Raw genomic sequence first — 22,718 nt, 5'->3', positions numbered from 1 at the left:
GAGGAAAGTTCATACGATCCCTGCCATATCCGGCAACCGCCGAGATATGCAACGTGCTCAACCGCATCGCAGTCACCAATCCTTCGGCCAAGACAACTCCGAACATGCAGGTGACCGGCCCCGGCAGGGTGGCCATCATCGAGCATTCGCAAAACAGCCGCCCTCATGGCGACGGCGCGCCATATGACGGAAAGCTGCGAAAGAATCAAGACATCTTACGTCCACTGCCCCGTTTGACCACATTTTCTCCGCAATTGGGAGCCTAACGGCGGCGACGCATTCACTCGAAAACAATGGCCGGCGCGGCCCGCTGCGGCTGTCCGCCGAGTTGCTGCCAGACCTTGGCGGCGATCTCGCGATAGATGCCGGCCACGATGCCGTTCGGCTCGGTGGCGACAAGCGGCGTTCCGGCGTCCGACGTCTCGCGGATGTTCATCGTCAGCGGCACTTCGCCGAGGAAAGGAACGCCGATGCGTTCGGCTTCCTTGCGAGCGCCGCCATGCCCGAAAATATCATAGCGGCTGCCGGTATCGGGCGCGATGAAATAGCTCATGTTCTCGACGATGCCGAGCACGGGAACCTCGACTTTCTTGAACATGTTCAATCCCTTGCGGGCATCGACCAGAGCGAGGTCCTGCGGCGTCGAGACAATGACGGCGCCGGCCAGCGGCACCTGTTGCGCCATCGTCAGCTGCGCATCGCCGGTTCCGGGCGGCATATCGACGACAAGCACGTCGAGCTCGCCCCAGGCAACCTCGCGCAGCATCTGCATCAGCGCCGATTGCACCATGGGACCACGCCAGATCATGGCTGTCTCCTCGTCAACGAGGAAGCCCATCGACATGACCTTGAGTCCGTAATTCTCCATCGGATTGATGATGCGCCCATCGATCTGAGTGGGACGACCGGAGATCTTCAGCAGTCGCGGCATCGACGGGCCGTAGATATCGGCATCAAGAATGCCGACACGCAGTCCGTTTGCCTGAAGACCGAGTGCAAGATTGACGGCGGTCGTGGATTTGCCGACGCCTCCCTTGCCCGAGGCGACGGCGATGATCGCGCCGATGCCGGGAACGCCGAGCTTGCCCGCGCGCGGCTGCTGTTGCGGCGCGTGTGCATGGCCGTGATGGTCATGTCCCGCCTGCGGCTGCGGGCGCGACACTGGCGCCGATCCCGGGCCGGCCTTCTTGTCCGCCGTCAGCGCGACCAGCGCTCCCTTGACGCCCGGCATCTCCTTGATGACCCGTTCCGCCGCGAGGCGAAGGGGCTCCAGCTCCTTGGCGCTCTCCGCCGGAACTGTGATGGAGAAATAGACCTTGCCATCGGAAATGAAGACATCGGACACCATCCCGAGCTCGACGATATTGTGTTCGAGATCCGGCCCGCGCACTGTCTTCAGCGTTTCGAGAACCTGTTCCTTGGTGACGCCGGTCATTCCATCCTCACTGCCTGTGTTGGCATTCTAGATAGAGGAGTGCTGCGTCTTCGCCAAACAAAATCGGTGATCGAGGTGGCGATTGAGGAGCGAGGTCAACCGGAAGGCGGCTGCGTCCACCAAGTCCGCCGGGCTTTCGCCCTGATAGCCGCAACAGCCTTCCAGGAGACCGAGGTAAGCCTTGCGAACTAGAGCAAGCGTGCCAAAAGGCCAGCACAAAAGTCCATCCGACAAGAAAGCGAGGGGGAATGCCGGCGGCGGCGTGTCCCAAACGCAACAACCGCCGCCGACGTCCAAGCCCGAAATTGGGCACCGTCACGTCGGCGGGCAGTATGCGGGTCGCGCCGTTTATCCGGCGTCGTTACCAGGTCCCCTCTGGACCGCTGCAGACAAGGAAGCAGAAAACGTGCCAACTGGCAAACAGTTGGCAAAGCCAATGTTATCGAGCGACATGCTGATCGGCCGTGGCGAAGATTTAGGCGCGAATGCCTGCGAAGCCCACAATTTGCGCACCTGTCACTTTATGAGACCAATCCGCAAAGCTCTGGCAACCGCCTGAGTCCGGTTGACGGTACCGAGTTTCTTCGTCGCACGGTTGAGGTAGTGATTTACCGTATGCTCGGACAGATTAAGGATCTCGGCGATCTCAACACTGGTCTTACCGGCCGCAGTCCAGTTCAAACAGTCGAGTTCGCGGTCGGTCAAGGTATCCATGACCCGCGTGTCATAACTGCGGACCTCCGCCAGCCGATCGAAGACGTGGGTGGAGATATAGTGGAGTTCGCGCATTTCCTCGGCGGTGAACGCCTCGCGATCGCCCGAGAATGACACGGCGCCGCGACCGCCAGAGGCCTCGTGGGCGGGGAAATAGGCACAACGCATCATGCGAAAGCGCTCGAAGAGGGCGGCAACAAAGCCGGCCTTTCCATCGGGTCGCTCCAATTTCACCTGTGATACGTCGTTGAAAAACGGCGTGGTCGATGCCCTCAACCGCTTCATGACCGGGCTATTGGTTACAAGCCCCTCCTGGTCATAAGCTGCCAGCAGTTCCACTGGCCAGCTTGAGATCACAGTGCTGCTCTGCAGATCGATCGCCGTTGTCGAAGGAAGATTGAAAACCATAAAGGCCCGCGCTCGATAGGCTTCCGTCACCTTTTTCATGAAGCGGAAAATATCAAACTGCGTTTTCAATCCGGCGATCTCGCTAACGTGTACGTCTACGGAAGATGCTGGCTGCGATGGGTTCATTTACTTGTTCAACTCAAAAAAGATGGAAGCCTGATGGACAGCGTCTCGTCCGCGCCGTCGCAATTTGTATCGCCGGTGACGATTTACCAGCACATACACCCCAGGACGGGGGATTGACGAGCGTCAATTGTGATGATTCGTCAGAAAATCTCAATATTATGCTTTAGGAGGAGGCCCACCGTCGCGGCAGGTCAGCGACGCGGACCTAGGCCGATGCGCATGGCCTCCATGATCCGTCCAGATGTTTCGCGGATCGGAGCAGCCCATTCTGACAGGTTTTCCACGCCGAGCCGATAGGCCGGACCAGTGATGGAAACGCCTCCGACAAGCGACAGGTTTTCCGACCAGATCGGGGCCGCAATACAGCAGATTCCGACCTCGTGCTCCTCACGGTCGAAGGCATGGCCCTGCTTTCTTATCTCCTCGATCTCCGCAAGAAGCGACTCGGCCGTATGCGTGTTGGCCGTGAAGCGGTGGAAGGCGATTTCCGCGACCAAAGCCTCAACGCGCTCCCGGGGCAGAACGGACAGGGCGGCCTTACCTACACCGGTGCAGTAGACCGGCGACGCATTGCCGATCTGTGAGTACATTCTGACAGGCTGTTGCCCCTCGAACTTGTCGAGATAGATGATCGAGGTGCCGCGGAGCACGCCGAGATGGACCGTCTCACCGGTTAGATCCTGGAGAGCCTTGAGGTGCGGCTCGGCAACGAGCCGGAATTCGTTGCGTCCCCAACTGCGGGAGGCAAAGTCCAGCAGCCGCAAGCCCGGCAGATAACGGCCGTCCTCATCGATTTCGAGCAGCCCCTCTGCCACGAGATGAATGAGCTGGCGGTGAACCGTCCCGCGGGGTTGATCGGCGACCGCCAGTATGTCGGTGAAGCGCATGGGGCCGTCGGCATGACTCACAAGGTCGAGAAGGACCATCAGCTTGCCTAGGGTGCCCGTGTCGCGCTTCCCGTGCGCACTCTCTTTTACCGTACTCATCATTGCCCCAAATGCCTTGACAGGAACACCAACGTAATCGGATAATTCCACATAGTCAAATTGAGTTCCAAATAATAGAACAATTGCAAAACCGGGAGGAAATGGTGACGGGTATTGTTGCGCAGTTTCCGGAATTCAGGGATCGAAGCGTGCTGATCACCGGAGGCGGGTCCGGCATTGGGGCGGCGATCGTCGAGGGCTTTGCCCGCCAGGGCGCCAAGGTTTCGTTCATCGATGTCGCGGAAACGGAAAGCCACGAGCTTGTGGAGAGGCTTTCGCGCGACACGCTGCATCCCGTTCGCTTCCACAAGGCGGATTTGCGCAATGTTGCAGAAATCCGCCGGACGGTCGATGAAGTTGTCGCTCACTCGGGCCCGATCAGCGTGCTTGTCAATAATGCCGCGCGCGACGACCGCCACGATTTCGAGGCTGTGACCGAGGAGTATTGGGACAATAACCAGGCGACAAATCTACGTCACGTCTTCTTCACCACGCAGGCCGTCGCGCCCTCGATGCGCGCCGCCGGCGGCGGCGCGGTGATCAACATGTCGTCGATCGCCTTTCTCCTCAACATGCCGGAATTCCCTGCCTATTCGGCGGCAAAAGCCGGTGTGATCGGGCTGACAAAAAGTCTGGCCGGCAAGCTCGGACCTGATAACATCCGTGTCAATTGTATTCTGCCAGGCATGATCGTGACGGATCGTCAAATGAAACTCTGGCTCACTGAGGACGGCATTGCTCGGACCGTGCAGCGTCAGTGCATAAAGAAGGTCCTGCACGCCGATGCGATCGTTGGTCCGTGCCTGTTTCTGGCGTCGAGCTGCGCGGCAGCGATCAGCGCACAATCTCTTATTGTCGATGGAGGCATTTTCTGATGGCAGATCCCGCTTATGTCGCGGTGGATTGGGGAACGAGCAGTTTCCGGCTTTGGCTGATCGGCAAGGATGACAGCATCCTTGCCGAGAGCCGCAGCAACGAAGGCATGACGACGGCTGCGAAGACCGGTTTTGCTGAGGTTTTGGCCTCCCACCTGGCCAAGATGGATGCGCCAGGAAATCTTCCGGTCATCATCTGCGGCATGGCTGGTGCAAAGCAGGGATGGGTCGAGGCCGGCTATGTCGACGTGCCGACATCGCTGTCTTCTATCCTCACCGGCGCGGTATCCGTTCCCGGCCAGAGCCGCGACGTCCGCATCCTTCCCGGGCTCGCGCAGAGGGATCAGGCAAGGCCCGACGTCATGCGCGGTGAGGAAACACAGCTTCTCGGCGCGCTTGGCCCGGCAAGCAGCGGATCACAGGCGGTGTGCATGCCCGGCACGCACTCCAAGTGGGTGCATGTCACGGATGGACGGGTCACCGGCTTCTCCAGCTTCATGACCGGCGAACTCTTCGATGCGATATCCAAGCATACGATCCTGTCGCATGCCGTCGCCGGCGCGGAACAGACGCCGACAGATGAGGCAGCCTTCGAAAGCGCGATCAAGGCAGCTTACGAACAGCCGGCAATGGCGACCAACCTCTTTTTTACGGCGCGCTCCGGACAGCTGCTACATGGGCTCACGGCCGCAGCGGCACAGGCCAGGATCTCCGGCACATTGATCGGCCTGGAAATCGCCGGCGCCATGGCGACGGCGGGTACGGGCGTTAACATTACCCTTGTGGCCGCCGGCCGACTGCAGGGTCTTTATGAAGCGGCCTTCAAGGCACTATCATTATCCTTCAACACGATTGACGCCGACACTGCTGTCCGTGGCGGGCTTGCCGCCGCCGCCAAAGCCATTTGGCCGAATTAAGAAAGCACTAAAGCGATGAACCGTATCCCCTTCCCCACGATGAAGCGCCCGCTGATTGCCATTCTTCGGGGCATTAAGCCCGAAGAGACCGAAAGCGTGGTCGGCGCGCTGATCGAAAGCGGGTTGACCGCCATTGAAATCCCGCTGAACTCGCCCGACCCGTTCAAGTCGATCGAGATCGCCGCGAAGATGGCGCCCCCCGATTGCCTGATCGGCGCCGGAACCGTACTGACGACAGAGGCCGTCGCCAGCCTGAATTCGGCGGGCGGCAAGCTGCTGGTTACGCCCAACGTCGAGCCTGAAGTCATCGTGCTTGCCCGCAACTACGGCATGGTCACGATGCCTGGCGTGTTCACCCCGACGGAAGCGCTGGCCGCCGCCCGCGCAGGCGCAACGGGGCTGAAATTCTTCCCCGCCAGCGTTCTTGGACCGTCCGGTATCACCGCAATCCGCGCAATTCTGCCGCCAGAGCTCGTGATTGCTGCCGTCGGCGGCGTTTCAGACAAGAATTTCGCTGATTACACCAAAGCCGGCATTCATGCCTTCGGTCTTGGCACCAGCCTCTACAAGCCGGGAATGACCGCAGCAGAGGTTGCCGAGCGTGCCAAGGCGACCATTTACGCCTATGACGCAGCGGTAGGAGCTTAAGGCGTATGACGGAAATTCATGAATTCGCGGGAAGGACACTCTGCAATACCAGCTCCGTGCTGGGTGAAGGGCCGACCTACGACCCCGATACCAACACGGTGTGGTGGTTCAATATTCTCGGCAAGGAACTGCACGAGCTGAACCTTTCGACGAACGAAAAGAAAGTGCACGCCTTGCCGATGATGGCGAGTGTGCTGGCACGCATCGATGCCGGGCGCCAACTGCTTGCGACCGAACAAGGCCTCTTCGTCCGCGACATGAAGAGCGGCAATCTGACGTTCTATGCGGCGCTCGAAAGCGACAACCCGGACAACCGTTCGAACGACGGCCGGACGCATCCGTCCGGCGCACTGTGGATCGGCACGATGAGCAAGCGGGCGGAAAACCGCGCGGGCGCCATCTACCATGTGGCCGGCGGTCGCGTGACCAAGATCTTCGACGGCATCAGCATTCCGAATTCGATCTGCTTCTCGCCGGATGGAACGATCGGCTACTTCACCGACACTCGCCTCAGTCGCCTGATGCGGGTGATGGTCGACGCACAGACCGGCCTGCCGACCGGTGAACCGATTGTGCTGGTTGACACCATGGACGAGCCGGGCGGCATCGATGGCTCGGTCGTCGACGCCGACGGGTACATCTGGAATGCGCGGTGGGGTGCCGGCACGGTCGATCGCTACAGCCCGGATGGGCTACGCATTTCGCGTTACAAGGTCCCGGCGGCACAGCCCTCCTGCCCTGCCTTCATCGGAACGAATGGCGACCGCCTTGCAGTCACCACGGCATGGGAAGGGCTGGATGACGATGCGCGGTCCATGCAACCGCAGGCTGGGTCCCTGCTCGAACTTGACGTCACCGTAAAGGGAATTTTTGACCCCGTTTATGTGATCTGACACAAAGTCAGGCACAATGGAAAGGGCGCCCCGGGGCGCCCTTCTTGTTTTCATCGGTGGGGTTGATTGGCGAGGGCCACTGCAGCGTTTGCGATAGAAACTCCACGAAATTAGCAATTTTTTCGCGATTTTTTTCGGGAACCAATAGAAATCCCATTCATTTCAATAGTGAACCGGCCAGACGGACGCCCGACTGCGAAGGACGGCAAAATGGCTAGAGATCACTATTGAACTGAAAAGGTAGGTTCGAGATGACACGCAAACTTCTCACAACCGTTGCCGCTGGTGCCTTGTTTGCCACGGCTTTCGCACCGACGGCGTTCTCACAGAGCGCAACCCAGCCGGCTGATCCGAATGCGCCGGCCACGCAGGCATCGCCAAGCGATCCGACAGCTCCGCCGAAGGTTCCGGATGCAACGGCTCCGGTCCCGGCAGGTGACGCGGCTCAGGCTCCGGCGCCGGCTGCGACGACCAACACCGCACAGACAGGTGGCTCATATTTGACCGAGCAGGCTGCGGACCAGATCAGTGCCAATACCTATATTGGTCAGTCGGTCTACAACGGTCAAAACGAGAGCATCGGTAACGTCAACGACCTGATCATGAAGAAGGACGGCGGTTTGGTCGCAGCGATCATTGGCGTTGGCGGCTTCCTCGGAATCGGCGAAAAGAATGTGGCCGTTCCAATGGATAAGATCACGGTCGCCCAGAACACGCAGGACGGTAGCGTCAAGCTAACCACGTCCGAGACCGCTGAGACATTGAAGACGGCTCCGGAATTCAAGACGCTTCAGATGCTCGCAGCCGAGAAGGCCCCTGCGCCAGTCGGCACAATGGATACCACCGCTACCGGCTCTACAACGAACAAGTAAGACACTGCGCAGCGGGTTATCGCGGAACCGGTGGCGTCCGAAGGGGCGCCATCGGCGTTTCAGGCGCTAACGCGATCCGAGGTATCGTAGCAGTTCTCATGAAGAAACCGCAGCGTCGCGATACCATCCGCGGGCTTGCCGAAGTGATAGCCCTGCCCCATGCCGCAGCCGAGCGAGCGCAGCTTCACCGCTTCCGAATAATCCTCGATCCCCTCCGCGACCACTTCCAGGTCCAGCCCCTCGCACATTGTGAGGATGGCCTTGATAATGTGCTCGGACGCACGATCGGAATTGATCCGCGACACGAAGGCGCGATCGATCTTGATCTTGTCGAACATGAAATCGCGGAGGCGACCGAGGCTCGACTGGCCCGTCCCGAAGTCATCCAGCGAGATGCGAACGCCGGCCTGACGAAGATCGGCGATGATCCGGTTTGCCGTATCGGCCGAGCCCATCACCGCAGTCTCGGTGATCTCTAGTTCGAGCCGGTGCGGGTCAAAGCCGACGCGACCGAGGATCGAGAGGATGCTGCTGCTCGTCCCCGGGTCCATCAACTGCGCCGAGGAGAGATTGAACGAGAGAAAGAGTTCGCGCGGCCAGGAAAGTGCCGCTTCGGCCGCCTTGCGCAACAGCGCCTCGGACAGGGCGTCAATAAAGCCGCGTTCTTCCGCAAGCGGAACGAAGACCCCCGGCGAAACGAAACCCAGATCCGGATCGTTCCAGCGCGCCAGGGCTTCGAAACCGACGACCTGATTGTTGGAAAGAGCAACGATCGGCTGAAAATGCACATCAATGGCATCGGAGATAATGGCATTGCGCAGCGCCTGTTCCAATTGCGTCGCGCGTTTCATTTCCTGGGCGATTTCGCGGGAATAGACGGTGATCTGGCCGCGACCGCGGCGCTTCGAGCGGTAGAGCGCGGTCTCAGCGCTTTTCAGCAGTTCCTCGAACTCCTCGCCCGCAAATGGATAGATCGAAAAGCCGAAGGAAGCCGACAGCCTCACATTGCGATCGCCGAGATCATATGGAGCCGACAGGACTTCGCGGATCATCTGGCCGAACTTCTCGGCGCTCGCCCGCTCGAATACCAGCGGCAGGACAAAGGCAAATTCGTCACCGTCATGACGCGTGACCAAGGCGCCATCGGGAATACAGGCCTTCAGGCGATGGGCGACCTGGCAGAGAATCTCATCGCCCGCCGAAGAGCCGAAAAGATCGTTGATCGGTTTGAAGGAATCGAGATTGGCAATGCCGATTGTGAAGGGTGCGGGATCGCTCGCGCGCTCCGCGGCGATCTGGGCAATGCGGTCACGCATGCGGTAGCGATTGCCGAGCCCGGTCAGTGGGTCGGTATAGGCCATTGTCTGAAGTTCATTCTGACTTACGGGCACCAAAGGCATTTCAGCCGACATCATCATTCAGACCCAGACTGCACCAATGCCAGGAAGGATGGCGGGCAAGTCTTAAGAATTCGATAGTGGATCGGCCACGTTGAAACCGTATGCTGCCCCTAGATCTAGGGGCTTGACGAGCTTTGTTCGTCACATGCCGACCTGTCTGATATCCCCGGCAAGGTATTTCTGAAAGATCCCCTGAAGAATATCAGGGCTCACCGGCTTCATGATCACGTCGTCCATTCCGGCTTTTGCGCACTCAACTCGATCACGCTCGAAGGCCTGAGTAAGAACGCCGATAATCGGCGTCCTTGAACTGCCGCCTTCCTCGGTCTGGCGGATCAGCCGCGCCGCCTCAAAACCGTTGAAGCCCGGCAGCGATATATCCATCAGGATGATTTTAGGCCGGTGCTCGGTCCACAGCCGGATCGCTTCGTCGCCGCTTGGAGCGATCAGGTAGCGGTAGCCGAGACCCTCGAGGATCTGCGAGAAAACAATCTGATTAATGTCGTTGTCTTCGGCGACAAGCACGTCGAGCACGCTCACGTCTTCGACTGTAGTGATCTCCCAATCGATGCTTTCGGCGATCTCGCCTCGATTGCTGCGGTTGAAATGTCGGGCGATCTGAAAAGTAAGCTCATTGGCGAGCTGGAAGCCATCCATTACCAGGGCGGGGATGCCGTACTGTTCGGCGAGCTCGAGGCAACGCATGCCAAGCTGATTGTCGATCACGAGCAGGTCGAGCGAGATGCCGGAAGAGCTCGCAATCTCCAGGAAGTGCTCTTCCTCGTCCTCACCGCGGACCGAGCAGGCCTCGAAGCCGTATTTGGCGAGGGTTCGCAGGGCTGCTGCTTCAGCCACCACATCCGACGTCACCACCAGGACTTTCCGACCCGAGAAGTTCTCCGGGACGATGGCCTCCATCGCGGCCGGTTCGCGGCGCTCGCCGCTGCCGTCCATGGGAACGTAGGCGCGCCGATAGGAATTCTTGCTCGATGTTGTGACCGCCGACGCAAGCCGGAACTCATCGAGATCGGCGCCGTCGCGCGGCAGGTCCTGCATGGTCGAAACGAGGAAATAGCGCCCGGGCTTGCCGATGCGGTGCTTGCGCGCGACTATGTCGCGTTCGACGCCGTCGCGGGAGACCTGTCGCTGGCGGGAGATCGACATTTCGCCGGTCTCCAGTACATGACGGTCACTTTCCTCGAAGCGTTGGGCAACCTCCTTGGAGAACAGGTCACCGCTCTTGCGGCCGAGCACTTCGTCAACCGTCGTCTGGTACTTTTCGCAAAAGGCGATGTTGACGGCGACGTAGTTGAGATTGCGGTCCTTGACGAAGAGCGGGAAAGGCAGGTTATCGAGGATATCCTCGGTGAGTTGCACACGCTCCAGATCGGAGCGCCACTGTTCCTCGCGCTTCTTGTCCTCGGAGATATCCTGGATGACCGAGACGCCATATCCGCTGGCGAGGCGACGCTTGCCGAAGCGAATCCAGCGATCCGTACCGTGCCGTTCGACGGCTTCGAAGCGTTCGCGCCAATGCGAGGCAATCTTCTGGGACAGCCAATCCTCACGGCTCATCGCGGCCTGATTGCTGGGTGACTGCGTGCGGATGCCAGTGTCGTGGATCGCGCCGAGGAAGTCTCGCAACCGCGTACCCGGCTTCAGCATGGTCTCCGATATGGGAAAGAAATTGAGAACCTGGCGGCTCGCAAAGATCATGTGGTCAGTCTTGTCGTAGACAATGAATGCGGCGCCGAGGCTCTCGCATACCGCGTCAAACAGCGCCGTCTGCAGGCTGATATCAGCCGACATTTCGCTGCTTACAGATGATGTGTCCGCTTTTTCGAAGCCGGCACTCATTCCTACGCGTCCCACATCTGTCCGATTTAAACCCAATCCTCGGAAGTAAGCCGCAAAATGGCATCTTTGTCTTAAGGCGCGCTTAACGTTAAGCGGCCGGAATTGGAGCGTGCAGAACAAGGGAACGGCTGCGCTTTCGCACTTCCCTCGGCCCCGCGAATCCAAGAGAATGGCGCATGGCCATTAGACAGCTTTCAGAAACCCTCATCAACCAGATTGCCGCCGGTGAAGTCATCGAGCGACCGGCAAGTGCCGCCAAGGAACTGATCGAGAACGCCCTCGACGCAGGGGCGACGCGCATCGAGGTTGCGACATCCGGCGGCGGAAAGAGCCTGCTGCGAGTTTCGGACAACGGCTCCGGTATGGACGTTGCGGATTTGGAGCTTGCCGTACGCCGCCACTGCACCTCCAAGATCTCAGACACGCTGGATGACATCCGGACACTGGGCTTTCGCGGCGAAGCTCTGCCATCGATCGGCTCGGTAGCACGACTTAGCATTTCCAGCCGCCGCCGGGACAGCACCGGTGGCAATGAAATCGCTGTCGAGGGTGGCAGGATTACGCATCTTCGCCCCTCACCCGGCAATCCGGGCACGATCGTCGAGGTTCGCGATCTCTTCTTTGCCACGCCTGCCCGCCTGAAATTTCTCAAGACGGAGAAGGCCGAGGCTGCGGCGATCACGGAGGTCGTCAAGCGGATGGCGATCGCGTTCCCCGGCGTGCGCTTCGTGCTGTCAGGGACTGACCGCACGACGCTGGAATTGCCGGCGACGGGCGACGATCATCTGGCGCGCATGGCGCAGATCCTCGGCAAGGACTTCCGCGACAATGCCATCGAAATCGATGCCGAGCGCGAAGGCATATCGCTGACCGGCTTTACCGGCGTCCCGACCTTCAATCGCGGCAACTCGGCCCACCAGTACGCTTTCGTCAACGGCCGTCCGGTGCAGGACAAGCTGATCCTGTCGGCGATCCGTGGCGCTTATGCCGAGACTATCCCGGCCGGACGCTATCCGGTTGCGGTTCTGTCGATCACGCTCGACCCGGCCCTTGTCGATGTCAACGTGCACCCGGCCAAATCGGACGTGCGCTTCCGCGACCCGCAACTGGTGCGTGGCCTGATCGTCGGGGCTGTGCGCGAGGCGCTGGCGCGTGACGGCAGCCGGGCAGCGACAACGGGCGCCGACGGAATGCTGCGCTCCTTCCGACCGGGTTTCCAGCCGAGTGCCCAGCGGCCGCAACAACCCTGGTCGGCGGCAACATCCCCCTCGCGCCCATTCTACGAGGCTGCGAATAGTAGCTTCGGGGAGCGTCCTCAGGCTTCCTTCGACGGACTTGCGACGCCGACAGCCCGCAGCGACGCCGTGGCTCGAAGAATGCCGGTCACGCCGGAAGAGCCGCCGCAACGCTATCCGCTGGGTGCCGCCCGAGCGCAGATCCACGAAAATTATATCGTCGCACAGACGGATGATGGCTTGGTGATCGTCGATCAACACGCCGCGCACGAGCGCCTGGTATTTGAGGCGATGCGCAAGGCCCTACATTCGAAGCGGCTTGCGTCGCAAGTGCTCCTCATTCCCGAGATCGTCGATCTGCCAGAAGAGGATTGCGATCGGCTGATGCAGTTTGCCACCGAACTTGGCGATCTGGGACTGGCGATCGAACGCTTCGGTCCGGGCGCGATCGCGGTGCGTGAGACACCTGCCATGCTTGGGGAGGTGGACGCCACGGGGCTTGTCCGGCAGTTGGCGGACGAAATTGCCGAATGGGATACTGCGTCCGGCCTGTCGGCTAAGCTCGAATACGTGGCAGCGACCATGGCCTGCCACGGATCCGTGCGCTCCGGACGGCGGCTGCGGCCTGAAGAGATGAACGCGCTTCTGCGCCAGATGGAGGTCACCCCGGGTTCCGGTCAGTGCAATCACGGACGTCCGACCTACATTGAGCTTAAGCTTTCGGACATCGAACGGCTGTTCGGCCGGAGCTGAAAAAGCTGGAAAAGCCAGCGGAGCCGCGTTATGGCAGGCGAATAACAAGCCGCAAGGAAACGGAGCGCATGAATTTGTTTGAGGGAAATGGAAACCGCCAGGCGCAGATACGGTATCTCGATGCGGATTTTCAGATCCTGTCGCCAGGCTCCTACGTCGTGTGCGCAATCACTGGCAAGCAGATCCCGCTCGACGAGCTGCGCTATTGGAGCGTCGCGCGCCAGGAACCTTATGCCGATGCCGTTGCCTCACTGGAGGCCGACAAGCGCGCCGGCGTCCTGCCCAATCAGAAACGTTGAGCGCCAGCGCCTAAAGATCTCCGCTTAGGGCCTTCCGCCCTTCCTTCAAACGCCGCTCGCGGCAAGCATTGATCGCGCGGTCGATGATCAACCCCGGCGCCATTGCGTCCGCAAAGGCCATCTCCACCTCGATCACCCGGCATTTCGCTGCAAGTTCCTCGGCCTTGCCATGATGGCCGGCGAGGCGGACGAAATCCTTGGACGTCGTGACAATCTGAAGGCCGTCCCGCTCTGCGGTTGAGAGGATGTCGTCGATCTCGTCATCGGTCAGATGCTCGTGATCACCAAACGAGCGGCGAGCAGCGATTTGCGCGCCGACGGATTCGACCGTGCGAAAGAATTTCGACGGATCGGCAATGCCCGCAAAGGCCAGCACGTTGCGGCCAGAAAGTTCGGCGCTGTCGCACACTTTCAGCGAGGCTGTGAAATAGGGCTTGGCCGCGCGCGCGGCGATCCGAACGATGTTGTCGGCGGCCTCGCCCCCACCAACCTTCAGGAGCGCCGTGGCGTAGCGTAGCTGCTGGCGAATGGGTGCGCGCACGGGGCCGCCCGGAACGATATGGCCGTTGCCCAAGCCGCGCGTGGCATCGATGACCAGCAATGCATAGTCAATCGCCAGCCGCGCGCTCTGAAATCCGTCGTCCATGATAATGAGATCCGCGCCTTCCTTCACGAGACGCTGAGCCCCTTCGACACGGCGGCGCGAGATCACGGTCAGCGCTTCTCGGGCGAGAAGCAAAGGCTCGTCGCCGACAGCAAGGGCACGGTGATGAGCCGGATCGACAACCGTTGTGACGTCGAGGGAGCCGCCATAGCCGCGGCTCAGGAAGCCCGGCTTCAGCCCCTTCGCCTTTGCCGCGCGAGCGATGGTCAGCGCCGTCGGCGTCTTGCCGGCACCCCCGACCGTGAAATTGCCGACACAGATAACAGGCACGGGCACCGAGGCGCGCTTGGCGTTGGCCATACGGTAGCCGGCGACACGTCCGTAAAGGAAGGAAATCGGATAGAGCGCCCAGGCACGCCAATCGGCTTTCGACCACCAGAAGGGTGGCGCTTCGGATACCATTTTCCCCGTCCCGCCTTTCGGACCCCGAGCATCATGCTGACGGGCTATGTCCTCGACCGGGCGAAAAGAAAGGGTAATTTTCAAGAAAAAGCAAGCCTTGGTCAATCAGGCAAGCTGGAGGTGGGGCAACAGCCCCTCGAGCTCTGTAATGTCGTTCAGGCAGTAATCCGATGCGGCGGCGAGCGATTCCCGCGATCCCGTGCCGGTGAGAACGGCCACGGTGACGCCAACCTTGGCGTTGCGGCCCATATGCAGATCGTGGTTGTTATCGCCGACCACAGCGACTTCAGAGGGGTCAAGGCCCGTCGCCGCACAGAAGCCAAGCACCATTCCGGGTTCCGGCTTCGTGCCGAAGCCGCTGTCGTAACCGGCCACGTAGTCGATGAAGGGCGCAAAGCCAAAGCGCTGGGCCGTCTGCTTGATCGAGCGCTCGTTGTCGCTCGAGGCAACGCCGAGACGAAAGCCGCGGCCATGCAGGCGACCAAAAAAAGCGGAAAGATCGGTGACCGCAACGGAAAACTCGGCGGCGTGCGAAAAGAGATCGTCCAGCTTGGTCGTCAGCTCGATCACGTCAAGCTTCGAGCCGGCCGCGATCAGCCCTTCCGAAATCTGGCGGGTGTTGCCGGCCGCAAGTAAACTGTCGGGAACGATATGGCCGGTGACCGGATCCATGCCGCAAGCCAGAAGCAGCAGGTTCGCAAGTTCGGGATCACCTGCCGACGCGATGCGCGCCAGTTCGCGGTTCACCGGCAGCCAGCTCTCGTCATAGTCGAGAAGCGTCCCGTCCTTGTCGAAGAGTATCCCCTTGATCGCCTTCATATCCGCCCTGCTCCTCAGCGCTGCACCGCCGCCTTCGGCAGCAGCCTGGCCTTCACCGTCAGCGGATTGATGTAGGGCTCCAAACCCTTCACCGTCGCCGTCAACGCGCCACGCATTTCTTGCACGGCGCCGATCCCGGCCTCGATCATGGTGCGGCGTGCGCCGTCGTTGGTGAGCAAATAGTGGACGCCCTTGGCGAGCATCTCAGTATCGCGGACCATGCGCGCGCTGCCTCGCCGTGCCAGCTTCTGATAGGCTTCCCGGAAATTCTGAACATTGCTGCCCGACAGGACCGCGCAACCCAGCATCGCCGGCTCCAGCGGATTTTGCCCGCCTTCGGCAAACAGCGAGCGGCCCACGAAGGCGACCTCGGTCAGGCGCAGGTAGAGGCCCATCTCGCCGATCGTATCTCCAAGGAAGACATCGACATCGGGGGTGAGCGCATCGCCACGCGTGCGGCGGGCCACTTTGAGTCCCTGATTGACAAGCTCGGCTTCAATTTCGTCGGAGCGTTCGGGATGGCGGGGCACGATGATCGTCAACTGCCCGTTTCGTTCCTTCAGCGCCCGATGGACGATGCCCGCGGCCTTCTCCTCACCGTCGAAGGTGGAGATTGCCGCCCAGGTCTTGCGGCCACCGAGTTGCTGCTTGTACTCGGCGAACACGGCGGCATCATAGGGCGGAGCGTCGGTATCGACCTTGAGATTGCCCGACATCATGACGTGGCGTGCGCCGAGATCGCGGAAACGCTCTGCGTCGACATCCGACTGCGCAATAACGAGCGCAAGGTTTTCAAACAGAGCCTCGGCAAGTGCCGGACGCCGGCTCCATCGCTCGAAAGAGCGGTCCGACATACGTGCGTTAACAAGGATCTGCGGGATGCGGCGGCGACCGAGTTCCATCAGCGTCACAGGCCAGATTTCGGATTCGGCAATCAGCGCGCAGTCCGGCTGCCAGTATTCGAGGAAGCGGCTGACGGCTGGCTTCAGGTCGAGCGGCACATACTGGTGGATCGCCTCGCTGCCGATACGCTCAGCAGCCAGTTTGGCGGACGTGATCGTTCCTGTTGTCAGAATGACATGGACGTCGCGCCGGCGAATTTCGCGGATCAGCGGAATGACGGCGTTCGTTTCGCCGACGCTTGCGGCGTGAAACCAGACCAGTGGTCCGGCCGGGCGATCAGCGCTGGCATAGCCTGAGCGCTCCAAACGGCGCGCGCGGTCTTCCTTGCCCTTGGCCGCCCGATAGGCGAGATAGCCGCCGACAAAAGGGGTCAGCAACGTTCCCGTTGCCTGGTAGGCGCCCAGCGCAAACCGCGCCATGCGACCACTCATCTGCCAATTCTCCGATCACAAACGATCGACATCAACCCGTTCCCAATTCCCAATTATTGTTGCGGCCTGCAATGACCGATCAGTTTGTCCAGAATGCGTCCGGCAGTCGGTCGGTTCGCGGCTCCGATGAACCGCGACCGCGGGAGGGTTACTGCGCGGACTTGCTTTCCGGGTCCAGCAGACGGTGCATGTGGACGATGAAATAGCGCATATGCGCATTATCCACAGTCGACTGCGCCTTTGCCTTCCAAGCCGTCAGTGCAGTGGCATAGTCCGGAAAAATGCCGACGATATCGAGGTCCTTGAGGTCCCTGAACTGAACATCGTCCAAGCTTTCCAGTTCGCCGCCGAATACGAGATGCAAGAGCTGCTTTTTGTCGCCGGATTCAGTCATTTTCTTCTCTTTCTGCTCTGTTCTCCTCCGCCGCTTCATCTGAGGGATTTTGACGAAAACGTCAACTGCCTCGTCGTTCGCCAATCCCGGTTAGTAGATCGGAGAGTCGCGGCGCGGCGGCTGCGCAAAGTTCGTCGTGGCTGACCTTAATGCGGTTATAGAGCGGCGTGTCACCCTGGAGATCGACAAGCCGCCCGCCGGCGCGCTCCAGTATCAAATCGGCGGCGGCGAGATCCCAATCGTGCGAATTGTGCTTGATGAAGGTGCCGTCGATCTGCCCGTCGGCAACCATCGCAATGCGGTAGGCAAGGGACGGCACGTGCCTGACGCGCTCAATGCGATGCTTGAGCGCATCAGGAAATGCCTTGAGCACGTCCTCGGCGATCGCAAAGCGCCCCGGTGCATCAAGCGGTGTCGTCGATACGGTTATCGGTTGGCCGTTCTTCAAGGCCACACCACCCTCGACCGCCTCGTAAAGTTCCTCCAAGGCAGGAGCGTAGAGAACCCCGGCGACAGGCCGCCCATGGCGGACGACCGCAACACTGACGCACCACAATTCCAGCCCCGCCAGGAATGCTCGCGTGCCATCGATCGGGTCGATGATGAACAGCGTGTCTCGTGAAAGCCGATCGCCGTCGTCTTCGGTCTCTTCGGAGAGCCAGCCATAATCCGGCCGGGCGGCACGCAGGATAGATTCAAGCTTCCGGTTGGCTGCGAAATCGGCGGCGCTGACGGGCGACCGTCCCTCGTTCTTCCACCAGACTTCAGGCGACTGGTTGAAATAACCGAGTGCAACATCGCCGGCTTGCCTGGCAGCATCCGCGATCAGTTCCAGATCGCTCCGCCAGACGGCTGTGTCCATGTCGGTCATTTCGGCAATCCAATCTATCAGCGCCCGGCGAGCGTCATTCCTTCGATCGCAAGCGTCGGAGCGGCGACACCGAACTTGCGGTCGATGTCGTTTGCAGGCGTGACCCGCATGAACATGTCCTTGAGGTTCGAAGCGATCGTCACTTCGGAGACGGCAAAGGTCAGTTCGCCATTCTCGATCCAGAAGCCGGTCGCACCGCGGCTATACTCGCCGGTGATCATGTTGACGCCCTGGCCGATCAGCTCGGTCACATAGAAACCGTTGCCGACGCTGCGGATCAGGTCCTCCGGCGAGATGTCGCCCGGCTCCAGCGCGAGGTTCGTCGCGGATGGCGTCACTGAATTGCCGCCGCGCACGCCGCGGCCGTTGGTTTCCATGCCGATCTCGCGGGCCGTCGAGGTGGAGAGGAACCAATGCTTGAGGATACCGTCCTCGATCATCAGCAGCCGCTCACCGGATACGCCCTCGCCATCGAAGGGGCGCGACGACGGGCCGCGGACGATCAGCGGATCGTCCGAGATCGAAAGCCCCGATTTCAAGACCTGCTGACCCATCTTGTCGCGCAGAAAGCTTGTCTTGCGCGCAACCGAGGCGCCGTTGATGGCCCCGGCAATGTGGCCGACGAAGCCGCGAGCAACGCGAGGATCAAAAACGACGGTGATGTCCTTGCCCGTCTCCACCTGACGCGGGTTGATGCGCTTGACCGTGCGCTCACCTGCCCTGCGGCCGATCTCCGCGGCATCATCAAGCTCGCCGAAATAGAGGCGGCTGTCGAAATCGTAGTCGCGCTCCATGGCCGTGCCTTCGCCGGCGATGACGCTGACGGATCGGCCGAAGCGCGAGGCCATGTAGCTGCCTTCGAAACCGTGTGAGGTCACAAGCACAAGGCCACCCATACCGGCCGAAGCCCCGGCACCCGACGAATTGCTCACGCCCTTGACCGCGAGAGCCGCGGCTTCCGCCTCGAGTGCGGCTTCGCGAAGCTGGTCGGAGGTAACCTCGGTCGTATCGAGAAGCTCAAGATCCGGATAGGACTTCGCAAGCCGGTCCTCGTCCGCCAGGCAAGCGAACGGATCTTCCGGCGACACCTTTGCCATCGCCACAGCCCGCTCGGCCAGAGCCGAAAGATCGAAGCCTGGATTTGCGGAGACGCTGGCAACGCGCTTGCCGATGAAGACGCGCAGCGAGAAATCATCGCTTTCCGAGGATTCCGTGCCCTCGACCTTGCCGAGGCGCACGCTGACCGCTTGCGAGCGCGAGCGCACGACCACAGCGTCCGCTGCGTCGGCACCAGCCTTCTTTGCCAGGGCGATCAGTTGGCTTGCGCGGGAAAGAAGCGTCGAGGAGTCGATTTCTGAGGACATGATTTGGCCTTTCCTTCGCGTTCCATTTATTGTGCGCTACGAAAAGCATCAAGGCCGTGTGCGCCGATTCTTTTGCCGGCCGCTTGCGTGCCTCCGCGCATTGAAAGAAACTCGCCTGATGTCAGAGCCCAACACTCTTTTCACCGAGACGATCCTGCTGCTCGGTGGCGCCGTGGTTTCGGCGCCGATTTTCAAGCGCCTTGGGCTCGGAACGGTGCTCGGCTATCTGGCCGCCGGCGTCGTCATCGGCCCGATCTTTCACGGATTGACGGATGGCGAGCAGATCCTGGACGTTGCCGAACTCGGCGTCGTCTTCCTCCTCTTCATCATCGGGCTTGAGCTGAAGCCTTCGCGCCTCTGGCAGATGCGGCGCGACATTTTCGGGCTCGGAACCGCGCAGGTGGTGGCGACCGGTCTTGTGCTCACACTACTGACCTATCTTTCCGGGGTTCTGGACTGGCGCGGCAGCATCGTCGCGGGTTTCGGCCTTGCTCTCTCCTCGACCGCATTTGCGATGCAGATCCTCGAAGACGAAGGCGATGTGAACACTCGCTACGGACAGCGCTCCTTCTCGATGCTGCTGTTCCAGGATCTTGCGATCGTACCGCTGCTTGCCCTCATCAGCATTCTCGACGGCGGCAAGGGCAGCGGGACGCCTATGCTGGACTTCGCGGTCGCCATTGCGGCGGTCGCCGCGATGATCGTCATGGGGCGCTATCTGCTCACGCCGCTCTTCCAGATCATCGCCCGCACCGGTGCCCGCGAGGCGATGATTGCCGCCGCCCTCTTCGTGGTGATGGGGTCGGCGAGCCTGATGCAACTTGCCGGACTGTCGATGGCGATGGGCGCGTTCCTTTCCGGCGTGATGCTTGCCGAGTCCTCCTATCGCCACGAACTGGAAGCCGATATCGAGCCCTTCCGCGGCGTGCTGCTCGCTATCTTCTTCATCGCGGTCGGCCTTTCAATCGAGCTGGAAGTGCTCAGAGACAACGCTCTTTTCATCATCGTTGCCGTGCCCGTGATCATGGCCGCGAAGGCACTGGTGATCTACATTCTCTGCCGCGCAACAGGATCGCCGCATGACGACGCTATCAGGATCGCTTTCCTGCTGCCGCAGGGCGGCGAGTTCGGCTTCGTCCTGTTTACCGCCGCCGGTATTGCCGGACTGATGCCGACAAGCACCGCCTCGTTGCTGATCGCCATTGTCACCCTTTCGATGGCGCTCACCCCGATCGGAACCATGCTGGCCAAGCGTCTCCTCTCCGGCAAAGAGGAGGAACAGCTGGACGAAGATTTCGAAGGCGCCGGCGCGGATGTGCTGATGGTCGGCTTCTCGCGTTTCGGGCAGATTGCCGCCCAGATCCTGCTCGCCGGCGGGCGTGCCGTAACCGTCATCGACTTTTCGGCGGATCGCATCCGGCAGGCTTCCTCCTTCGGTTTCCGGATCTACTTCGGCGACGGCACCCGCAAGGACGTGTTGCGAGCCGCCGGCATCGACCGCGCCAAGATCGTCGTCGTCTGCACCCAGAAGCGCGAGATTACCGACAAGATCGTCGAGCTGGTGCAGGCGGACTATCCGGATGCCAAGCTCTTCGTGCGCTCCTACGACCGCATTCACTCAATCGCGCTCCGCAATCTCAACGTCGACTATGAACTGCGCGAGACGCTGGAATCCGGTCTGCTGTTCGGCCGGCGAACGCTCGAGGCATTGGGTGTCGGCGAGGCGGAGGCCTATGAGATCGGCGAGGATATCCGCAAGCGCGATGAAGCGCGCCTGGTGCTGCAGGTCACGGAAGGACTGCAGGCCGGCCGCGACATGCTGTTCTCCCAGCCGGTGAAACCGGAGCCCCTCATGAAGCCAAAGCGCGCCGCGAGCTTCGACGAGGACCCGCTGGCCGGCACGGCAGAGGTGACGGCCGACGCTTAGAGCCTTCGATAGCGCAAATTGTTGAAAGGCTAAATGCGATGATCCTGGCAAGCGGTCCTGCGGTGAGACTGGTTGCAGCAAAGGGTCGCGTCAGATTGGAGGAACGATGAGACGACATAGTATCAGTTGGGATGACATGGAGCATCTGGAAGTCGGCGACGATGGGCGCCTTTTCTGGAAAGGTGAGGCAGTCATCCTCGAAAAACGGCTGAGGCTAGAAACCTACCAGATCCTGCTCGCTACGCTAGCCACCATCGGCGCCCTTCCTTCAGGAATTCACCCATTCCTTGTGAGCTGGCATATTCTATAGGCGTGCCGCCGACTCCGAGTGCCCTACCTGCCGGCACCGCTCGCGTTGAGGCCCCCGAATGGTTACATCCGCTCGTTGCCATTGCCGTTGATTTGAGGGAGTATCCGGCTCTGGCCTCTGAGGCCCGCGCAGTCTTCGATGTTAGGACAATGCTATGCCTCTACGCTGTCTTCTGGCCGTCGCGGCCATTGCCCTTACCCTTTCCGGATGTGCAACCACCGGCTCGGGCGCAGGGAATACCACCTACGCAACCCCTGCAGGGATTGGCCCGGTTCGTGGCAGCGGTATTAACGGCTACTAGTCTTGGGCAAAGCCTCTAAGAGGCGATCCGCGCTTCGATCTCCCGATCGAGCGCGTATTTCAGTTCGTCCTTGATGCCGACCGACATGGACAGGACTTGGCGAGCCTTCAGGAAGTCCATCACGCCGATGCGCCCAACTGGGGGGCGCAGGAAGATGTGCGGTGCCTGCAGGCGCAGCTTCAGGGAAATGGCGGTCTGCATCATCAGCTGCCCGGAGCCGAAGATGCTCTCCATCCGGTTCGGAATATGGGTGCCATCGCCTTCCGGGGCACCGACGACATCGATGCCGATGACGATGTCGGCGCGGTCCATCAGGCATTCGTAAGGCACGGGATTGCTGATGCCGCCATCGATCATCACCCGTCCGTGCAGCCGCACCGGCATGAAGACCGCAGGGATTGCCGAGGAAGCGGCCAGCGCCGGGAACAACGCACCGTGGCTCGTCAGCACTTCGCACTGGCCGTAATAATCGGTGGCCGTCACCGTCATTGGCACCAGCAGATCCTCGAAGCGATCCGGAAGATCGGCGGGAAGGAAAGCTTTCAGGATACGCTCGAGATTGAACTGTCCGATGCGCACGCCGTTGGCAACCGCATCGCGCACCGTCTGCGGGCGCAGGCCCCAGAGGCGACTGACAACAGCAGCCTTGTTGCCGACCGTCATCATGACATGCTCGCGGATGGCTTCGCCGGTCATTCCAGCCGCCATGCCCGCGCCCATGATGGAGCCGATCGAGGAGCCAGCGATTGCCACGGGGCGAATGCCGAGTTCATCCAGCGTTTCGATGACGTGGATGTGAGACAGGCCACGCGCGCCGCCACCGCCGAAGGCAACCGCAACTGTGGGTGTCGAACGGCCAGAGGCGTCGGTCGGGGCAGGCAACTCGGTTTCGATCTTCTCTGCCTGCTGCACCG

22 protein-coding genes are annotated in these 22,718 nt (G+C 60.9%); 10 read left to right on the top strand and 12 right to left on the bottom strand.

The features are described from left to right. The first annotated feature begins 53 nt into the window (after positions 1-53). Positions 54-266, top strand: a complete 213-nt coding sequence (locus tag NBG89_RS02260; protein WP_431321536.1) for a hypothetical protein — start codon at positions 54-56, stop codon at positions 264-266. Positions 267-280: 14 nt separating this feature from the next. Here the strand turns inward: NBG89_RS02260 and apbC are convergent, their stop codons facing one another. From apbC to NBG89_RS02245, 3 genes are all read right to left on the bottom strand, one after another. Then, a complete protein-coding gene (gene apbC / locus NBG89_RS02255) occupies positions 281-1,435 on the bottom strand; it encodes an iron-sulfur cluster carrier protein ApbC (RefSeq protein ID WP_431321535.1) in 1,155 nt (384 codons plus the stop codon). Between the two features lie 516 nt (positions 1,436-1,951). Next, positions 1,952-2,683 carry a helix-turn-helix transcriptional regulator gene (locus NBG89_RS02250; protein WP_431321534.1) on the bottom strand — a complete coding sequence of 244 codons (732 nt, stop codon included), beginning with the start codon at positions 2,681-2,683 and terminating at the stop codon, positions 1,952-1,954. A gap of 191 nt (positions 2,684-2,874) precedes the next feature. Then, on the bottom strand, positions 2,875-3,669 hold the full coding sequence (locus NBG89_RS02245) for an IclR family transcriptional regulator (protein WP_431322757.1): 795 nt from the start codon (positions 3,667-3,669) through the stop codon (positions 2,875-2,877). Between the two features lie 101 nt (positions 3,670-3,770). On the opposite strand from NBG89_RS02245, the gene NBG89_RS02240 reads away from it, so the two are divergent. From NBG89_RS02240 to NBG89_RS02220, 5 genes are all read left to right on the top strand, one after another. After that, positions 3,771-4,544, top strand: a complete 774-nt coding sequence (locus tag NBG89_RS02240; protein ID WP_431321533.1) for an SDR family NAD(P)-dependent oxidoreductase — start codon at positions 3,771-3,773, stop codon at positions 4,542-4,544. Continuing rightward, a complete protein-coding gene (locus NBG89_RS02235) occupies positions 4,544-5,461 on the top strand; it encodes a 2-dehydro-3-deoxygalactonokinase (protein WP_431321532.1) in 918 nt (305 codons plus the stop codon). Before NBG89_RS02240 ends, NBG89_RS02235 begins: the two co-directional genes overlap by 1 nt. A 15-nt stretch (positions 5,462-5,476) precedes the next feature. After that, the gene (locus NBG89_RS02230; protein ID WP_431321531.1) at positions 5,477-6,109 is read left to right on the top strand and encodes a 2-dehydro-3-deoxy-6-phosphogalactonate aldolase; all 633 of its coding nucleotides are present in this window, start codon (positions 5,477-5,479) and stop codon (positions 6,107-6,109) included. A gap of 5 nt (positions 6,110-6,114) precedes the next feature. Beyond that, positions 6,115-7,002, top strand: coding sequence for an SMP-30/gluconolactonase/LRE family protein (locus NBG89_RS02225; RefSeq protein ID WP_431321530.1), 888 nt, complete (start codon positions 6,115-6,117; stop codon positions 7,000-7,002). Positions 7,003-7,253: 251 nt separating this feature from the next. Continuing rightward, positions 7,254-7,874: a PRC-barrel domain-containing protein gene (locus NBG89_RS02220; protein WP_431321529.1), complete on the top strand. Its 621-nt coding sequence runs from the start codon at positions 7,254-7,256 to the stop codon at positions 7,872-7,874. A gap of 59 nt (positions 7,875-7,933) precedes the next feature. Here the strand turns inward: NBG89_RS02220 and NBG89_RS02215 are convergent, their stop codons facing one another. Together NBG89_RS02215 and NBG89_RS02210 are read right to left on the bottom strand one after the other, a co-directional pair. After that, positions 7,934-9,292, bottom strand: a complete 1,359-nt coding sequence (locus NBG89_RS02215; RefSeq protein WP_431321528.1) for a putative bifunctional diguanylate cyclase/phosphodiesterase — start codon at positions 9,290-9,292, stop codon at positions 7,934-7,936. 123 nt (positions 9,293-9,415) lie between these two features. Next, positions 9,416-11,131: a response regulator gene (locus NBG89_RS02210; RefSeq protein WP_431321527.1), complete on the bottom strand. Its 1,716-nt coding sequence runs from the start codon at positions 11,129-11,131 to the stop codon at positions 9,416-9,418. 176 nt (positions 11,132-11,307) lie between these two features. On the opposite strand from NBG89_RS02210, the gene mutL reads away from it, so the two are divergent. Both mutL and NBG89_RS02200 read left to right on the top strand, forming a co-directional pair. Beyond that, a complete protein-coding gene (gene mutL, locus NBG89_RS02205; RefSeq protein WP_431321526.1) occupies positions 11,308-13,119 on the top strand; it encodes a DNA mismatch repair endonuclease MutL in 1,812 nt (603 codons plus the stop codon). 68 nt (positions 13,120-13,187) lie between these two features. Continuing rightward, the gene (locus NBG89_RS02200; protein WP_431321525.1) at positions 13,188-13,418 is read left to right on the top strand and encodes a DUF2093 domain-containing protein; all 231 of its coding nucleotides are present in this window, start codon (positions 13,188-13,190) and stop codon (positions 13,416-13,418) included. A gap of 10 nt (positions 13,419-13,428) precedes the next feature. On the opposite strand, the gene lpxK is transcribed toward NBG89_RS02200, so the two are convergent. From lpxK to NBG89_RS02170, 6 genes are all read right to left on the bottom strand, one after another. Next, complete coding sequence (gene lpxK, locus NBG89_RS02195) at positions 13,429-14,484, bottom strand: tetraacyldisaccharide 4'-kinase (protein WP_431321524.1); 1,056 nt, start codon at positions 14,482-14,484, stop codon at positions 13,429-13,431. A gap of 105 nt (positions 14,485-14,589) precedes the next feature. Then, positions 14,590-15,303: an HAD family hydrolase gene (locus tag NBG89_RS02190; protein ID WP_431321523.1), complete on the bottom strand. Its 714-nt coding sequence runs from the start codon at positions 15,301-15,303 to the stop codon at positions 14,590-14,592. A 14-nt stretch (positions 15,304-15,317) separates the two neighbouring features. Then, positions 15,318-16,637: a lipid IV(A) 3-deoxy-D-manno-octulosonic acid transferase gene (gene waaA, locus NBG89_RS02185; RefSeq protein WP_431321522.1), complete on the bottom strand. Its 1,320-nt coding sequence runs from the start codon at positions 16,635-16,637 to the stop codon at positions 15,318-15,320. 148 nt (positions 16,638-16,785) lie between these two features. Beyond that, positions 16,786-17,031: a DUF4170 domain-containing protein gene (locus tag NBG89_RS02180; protein WP_088705076.1), complete on the bottom strand. Its 246-nt coding sequence runs from the start codon at positions 17,029-17,031 to the stop codon at positions 16,786-16,788. Positions 17,032-17,092: 61 nt separating this feature from the next. Further along, positions 17,093-17,902 carry a 3'(2'),5'-bisphosphate nucleotidase CysQ gene (locus tag NBG89_RS02175; RefSeq protein ID WP_431321521.1) on the bottom strand — a complete coding sequence of 270 codons (810 nt, stop codon included), beginning with the start codon at positions 17,900-17,902 and terminating at the stop codon, positions 17,093-17,095. Positions 17,903-17,919: 17 nt separating this feature from the next. Continuing rightward, positions 17,920-19,266, bottom strand: a complete 1,347-nt coding sequence (locus NBG89_RS02170) for a TldD/PmbA family protein (RefSeq protein WP_431321520.1) — start codon at positions 19,264-19,266, stop codon at positions 17,920-17,922. A gap of 118 nt (positions 19,267-19,384) precedes the next feature. On the opposite strand from NBG89_RS02170, the gene NBG89_RS02165 reads away from it, so the two are divergent. Continuing rightward, entirely contained in the window at positions 19,385-21,193 is a 1,809-nt protein-coding gene (locus tag NBG89_RS02165) for a monovalent cation:proton antiporter-2 (CPA2) family protein (RefSeq protein WP_431321519.1), read from the top strand. Between the two features lie 106 nt (positions 21,194-21,299). Then, a complete protein-coding gene (locus NBG89_RS02160) occupies positions 21,300-21,503 on the top strand; it encodes a hypothetical protein (protein WP_431321518.1) in 204 nt (67 codons plus the stop codon). A 316-nt stretch (positions 21,504-21,819) separates the two neighbouring features. Here the strand turns inward: NBG89_RS02160 and NBG89_RS02155 are convergent, their stop codons facing one another. Then, positions 21,820-22,716 carry a patatin-like phospholipase family protein gene (locus NBG89_RS02155; RefSeq protein WP_431321517.1) on the bottom strand — a complete coding sequence of 299 codons (897 nt, stop codon included), beginning with the start codon at positions 22,714-22,716 and terminating at the stop codon, positions 21,820-21,822. Positions 22,717-22,718: the final 2 nt, after the last annotated feature.

The organism is Rhizobium sp. YTU87027 (assembly GCF_050644135.1).
Classification (GTDB): domain Bacteria; phylum Pseudomonadota; class Alphaproteobacteria; order Rhizobiales; family Rhizobiaceae; genus Rhizobium.
Note: the sequence above shows the minus strand (reverse complement) of the source record. Positions and strands in the feature narration are given on the sequence as shown.

What these genes read in the sequence shown, in the direction of transcription:
- apbC (WP_431321535.1), bottom strand. Translation starts at nt 1,435, where the DNA reads ATGACCGGCGTCACCAAGGAACAGGTTCTCGAAACGCTGAAGACAGTG.
- NBG89_RS02250 (WP_431321534.1), bottom strand. Translation starts at nt 2,683, where the DNA reads ATGAACCCATCGCAGCCAGCATCTTCCGTAGACGTACACGTTAGCGAG.
- NBG89_RS02245 (WP_431322757.1), bottom strand. Translation starts at nt 3,669, where the DNA reads ATGAGTACGGTAAAAGAGAGTGCGCACGGGAAGCGCGACACGGGCACC.
- NBG89_RS02240 (WP_431321533.1), top strand. Translation starts at nt 3,771, where the DNA reads ATGGTGACGGGTATTGTTGCGCAGTTTCCGGAATTCAGGGATCGAAGC.
- NBG89_RS02235 (WP_431321532.1), top strand. Translation starts at nt 4,544, where the DNA reads ATGGCAGATCCCGCTTATGTCGCGGTGGATTGGGGAACGAGCAGTTTC.
- NBG89_RS02230 (WP_431321531.1), top strand. Translation starts at nt 5,477, where the DNA reads ATGAACCGTATCCCCTTCCCCACGATGAAGCGCCCGCTGATTGCCATT.
- NBG89_RS02225 (WP_431321530.1), top strand. Translation starts at nt 6,115, where the DNA reads ATGACGGAAATTCATGAATTCGCGGGAAGGACACTCTGCAATACCAGC.
- NBG89_RS02220 (WP_431321529.1), top strand. Translation starts at nt 7,254, where the DNA reads ATGACACGCAAACTTCTCACAACCGTTGCCGCTGGTGCCTTGTTTGCC.
- NBG89_RS02215 (WP_431321528.1), bottom strand. Translation starts at nt 9,292, where the DNA reads ATGATGATGTCGGCTGAAATGCCTTTGGTGCCCGTAAGTCAGAATGAA.
- NBG89_RS02210 (WP_431321527.1), bottom strand. Translation starts at nt 11,131, where the DNA reads ATGAGTGCCGGCTTCGAAAAAGCGGACACATCATCTGTAAGCAGCGAA.
- mutL (WP_431321526.1), top strand. Translation starts at nt 11,308, where the DNA reads ATGGCCATTAGACAGCTTTCAGAAACCCTCATCAACCAGATTGCCGCC.
- NBG89_RS02200 (WP_431321525.1), top strand. Translation starts at nt 13,188, where the DNA reads ATGAATTTGTTTGAGGGAAATGGAAACCGCCAGGCGCAGATACGGTAT.
- lpxK (WP_431321524.1), bottom strand. Translation starts at nt 14,484, where the DNA reads ATGGTATCCGAAGCGCCACCCTTCTGGTGGTCGAAAGCCGATTGGCGT.
- NBG89_RS02190 (WP_431321523.1), bottom strand. Translation starts at nt 15,303, where the DNA reads ATGAAGGCGATCAAGGGGATACTCTTCGACAAGGACGGGACGCTTCTC.
- waaA (WP_431321522.1), bottom strand. Translation starts at nt 16,637, where the DNA reads ATGAGTGGTCGCATGGCGCGGTTTGCGCTGGGCGCCTACCAGGCAACG.
- NBG89_RS02180 (WP_088705076.1), bottom strand. Translation starts at nt 17,031, where the DNA reads ATGACTGAATCCGGCGACAAAAAGCAGCTCTTGCATCTCGTATTCGGC.
- NBG89_RS02175 (WP_431321521.1), bottom strand. Translation starts at nt 17,902, where the DNA reads ATGACCGACATGGACACAGCCGTCTGGCGGAGCGATCTGGAACTGATC.
- NBG89_RS02170 (WP_431321520.1), bottom strand. Translation starts at nt 19,266, where the DNA reads ATGTCCTCAGAAATCGACTCCTCGACGCTTCTTTCCCGCGCAAGCCAA.
- NBG89_RS02165 (WP_431321519.1), top strand. Translation starts at nt 19,385, where the DNA reads ATGTCAGAGCCCAACACTCTTTTCACCGAGACGATCCTGCTGCTCGGT.
- NBG89_RS02160 (WP_431321518.1), top strand. Translation starts at nt 21,300, where the DNA reads ATGAGACGACATAGTATCAGTTGGGATGACATGGAGCATCTGGAAGTC.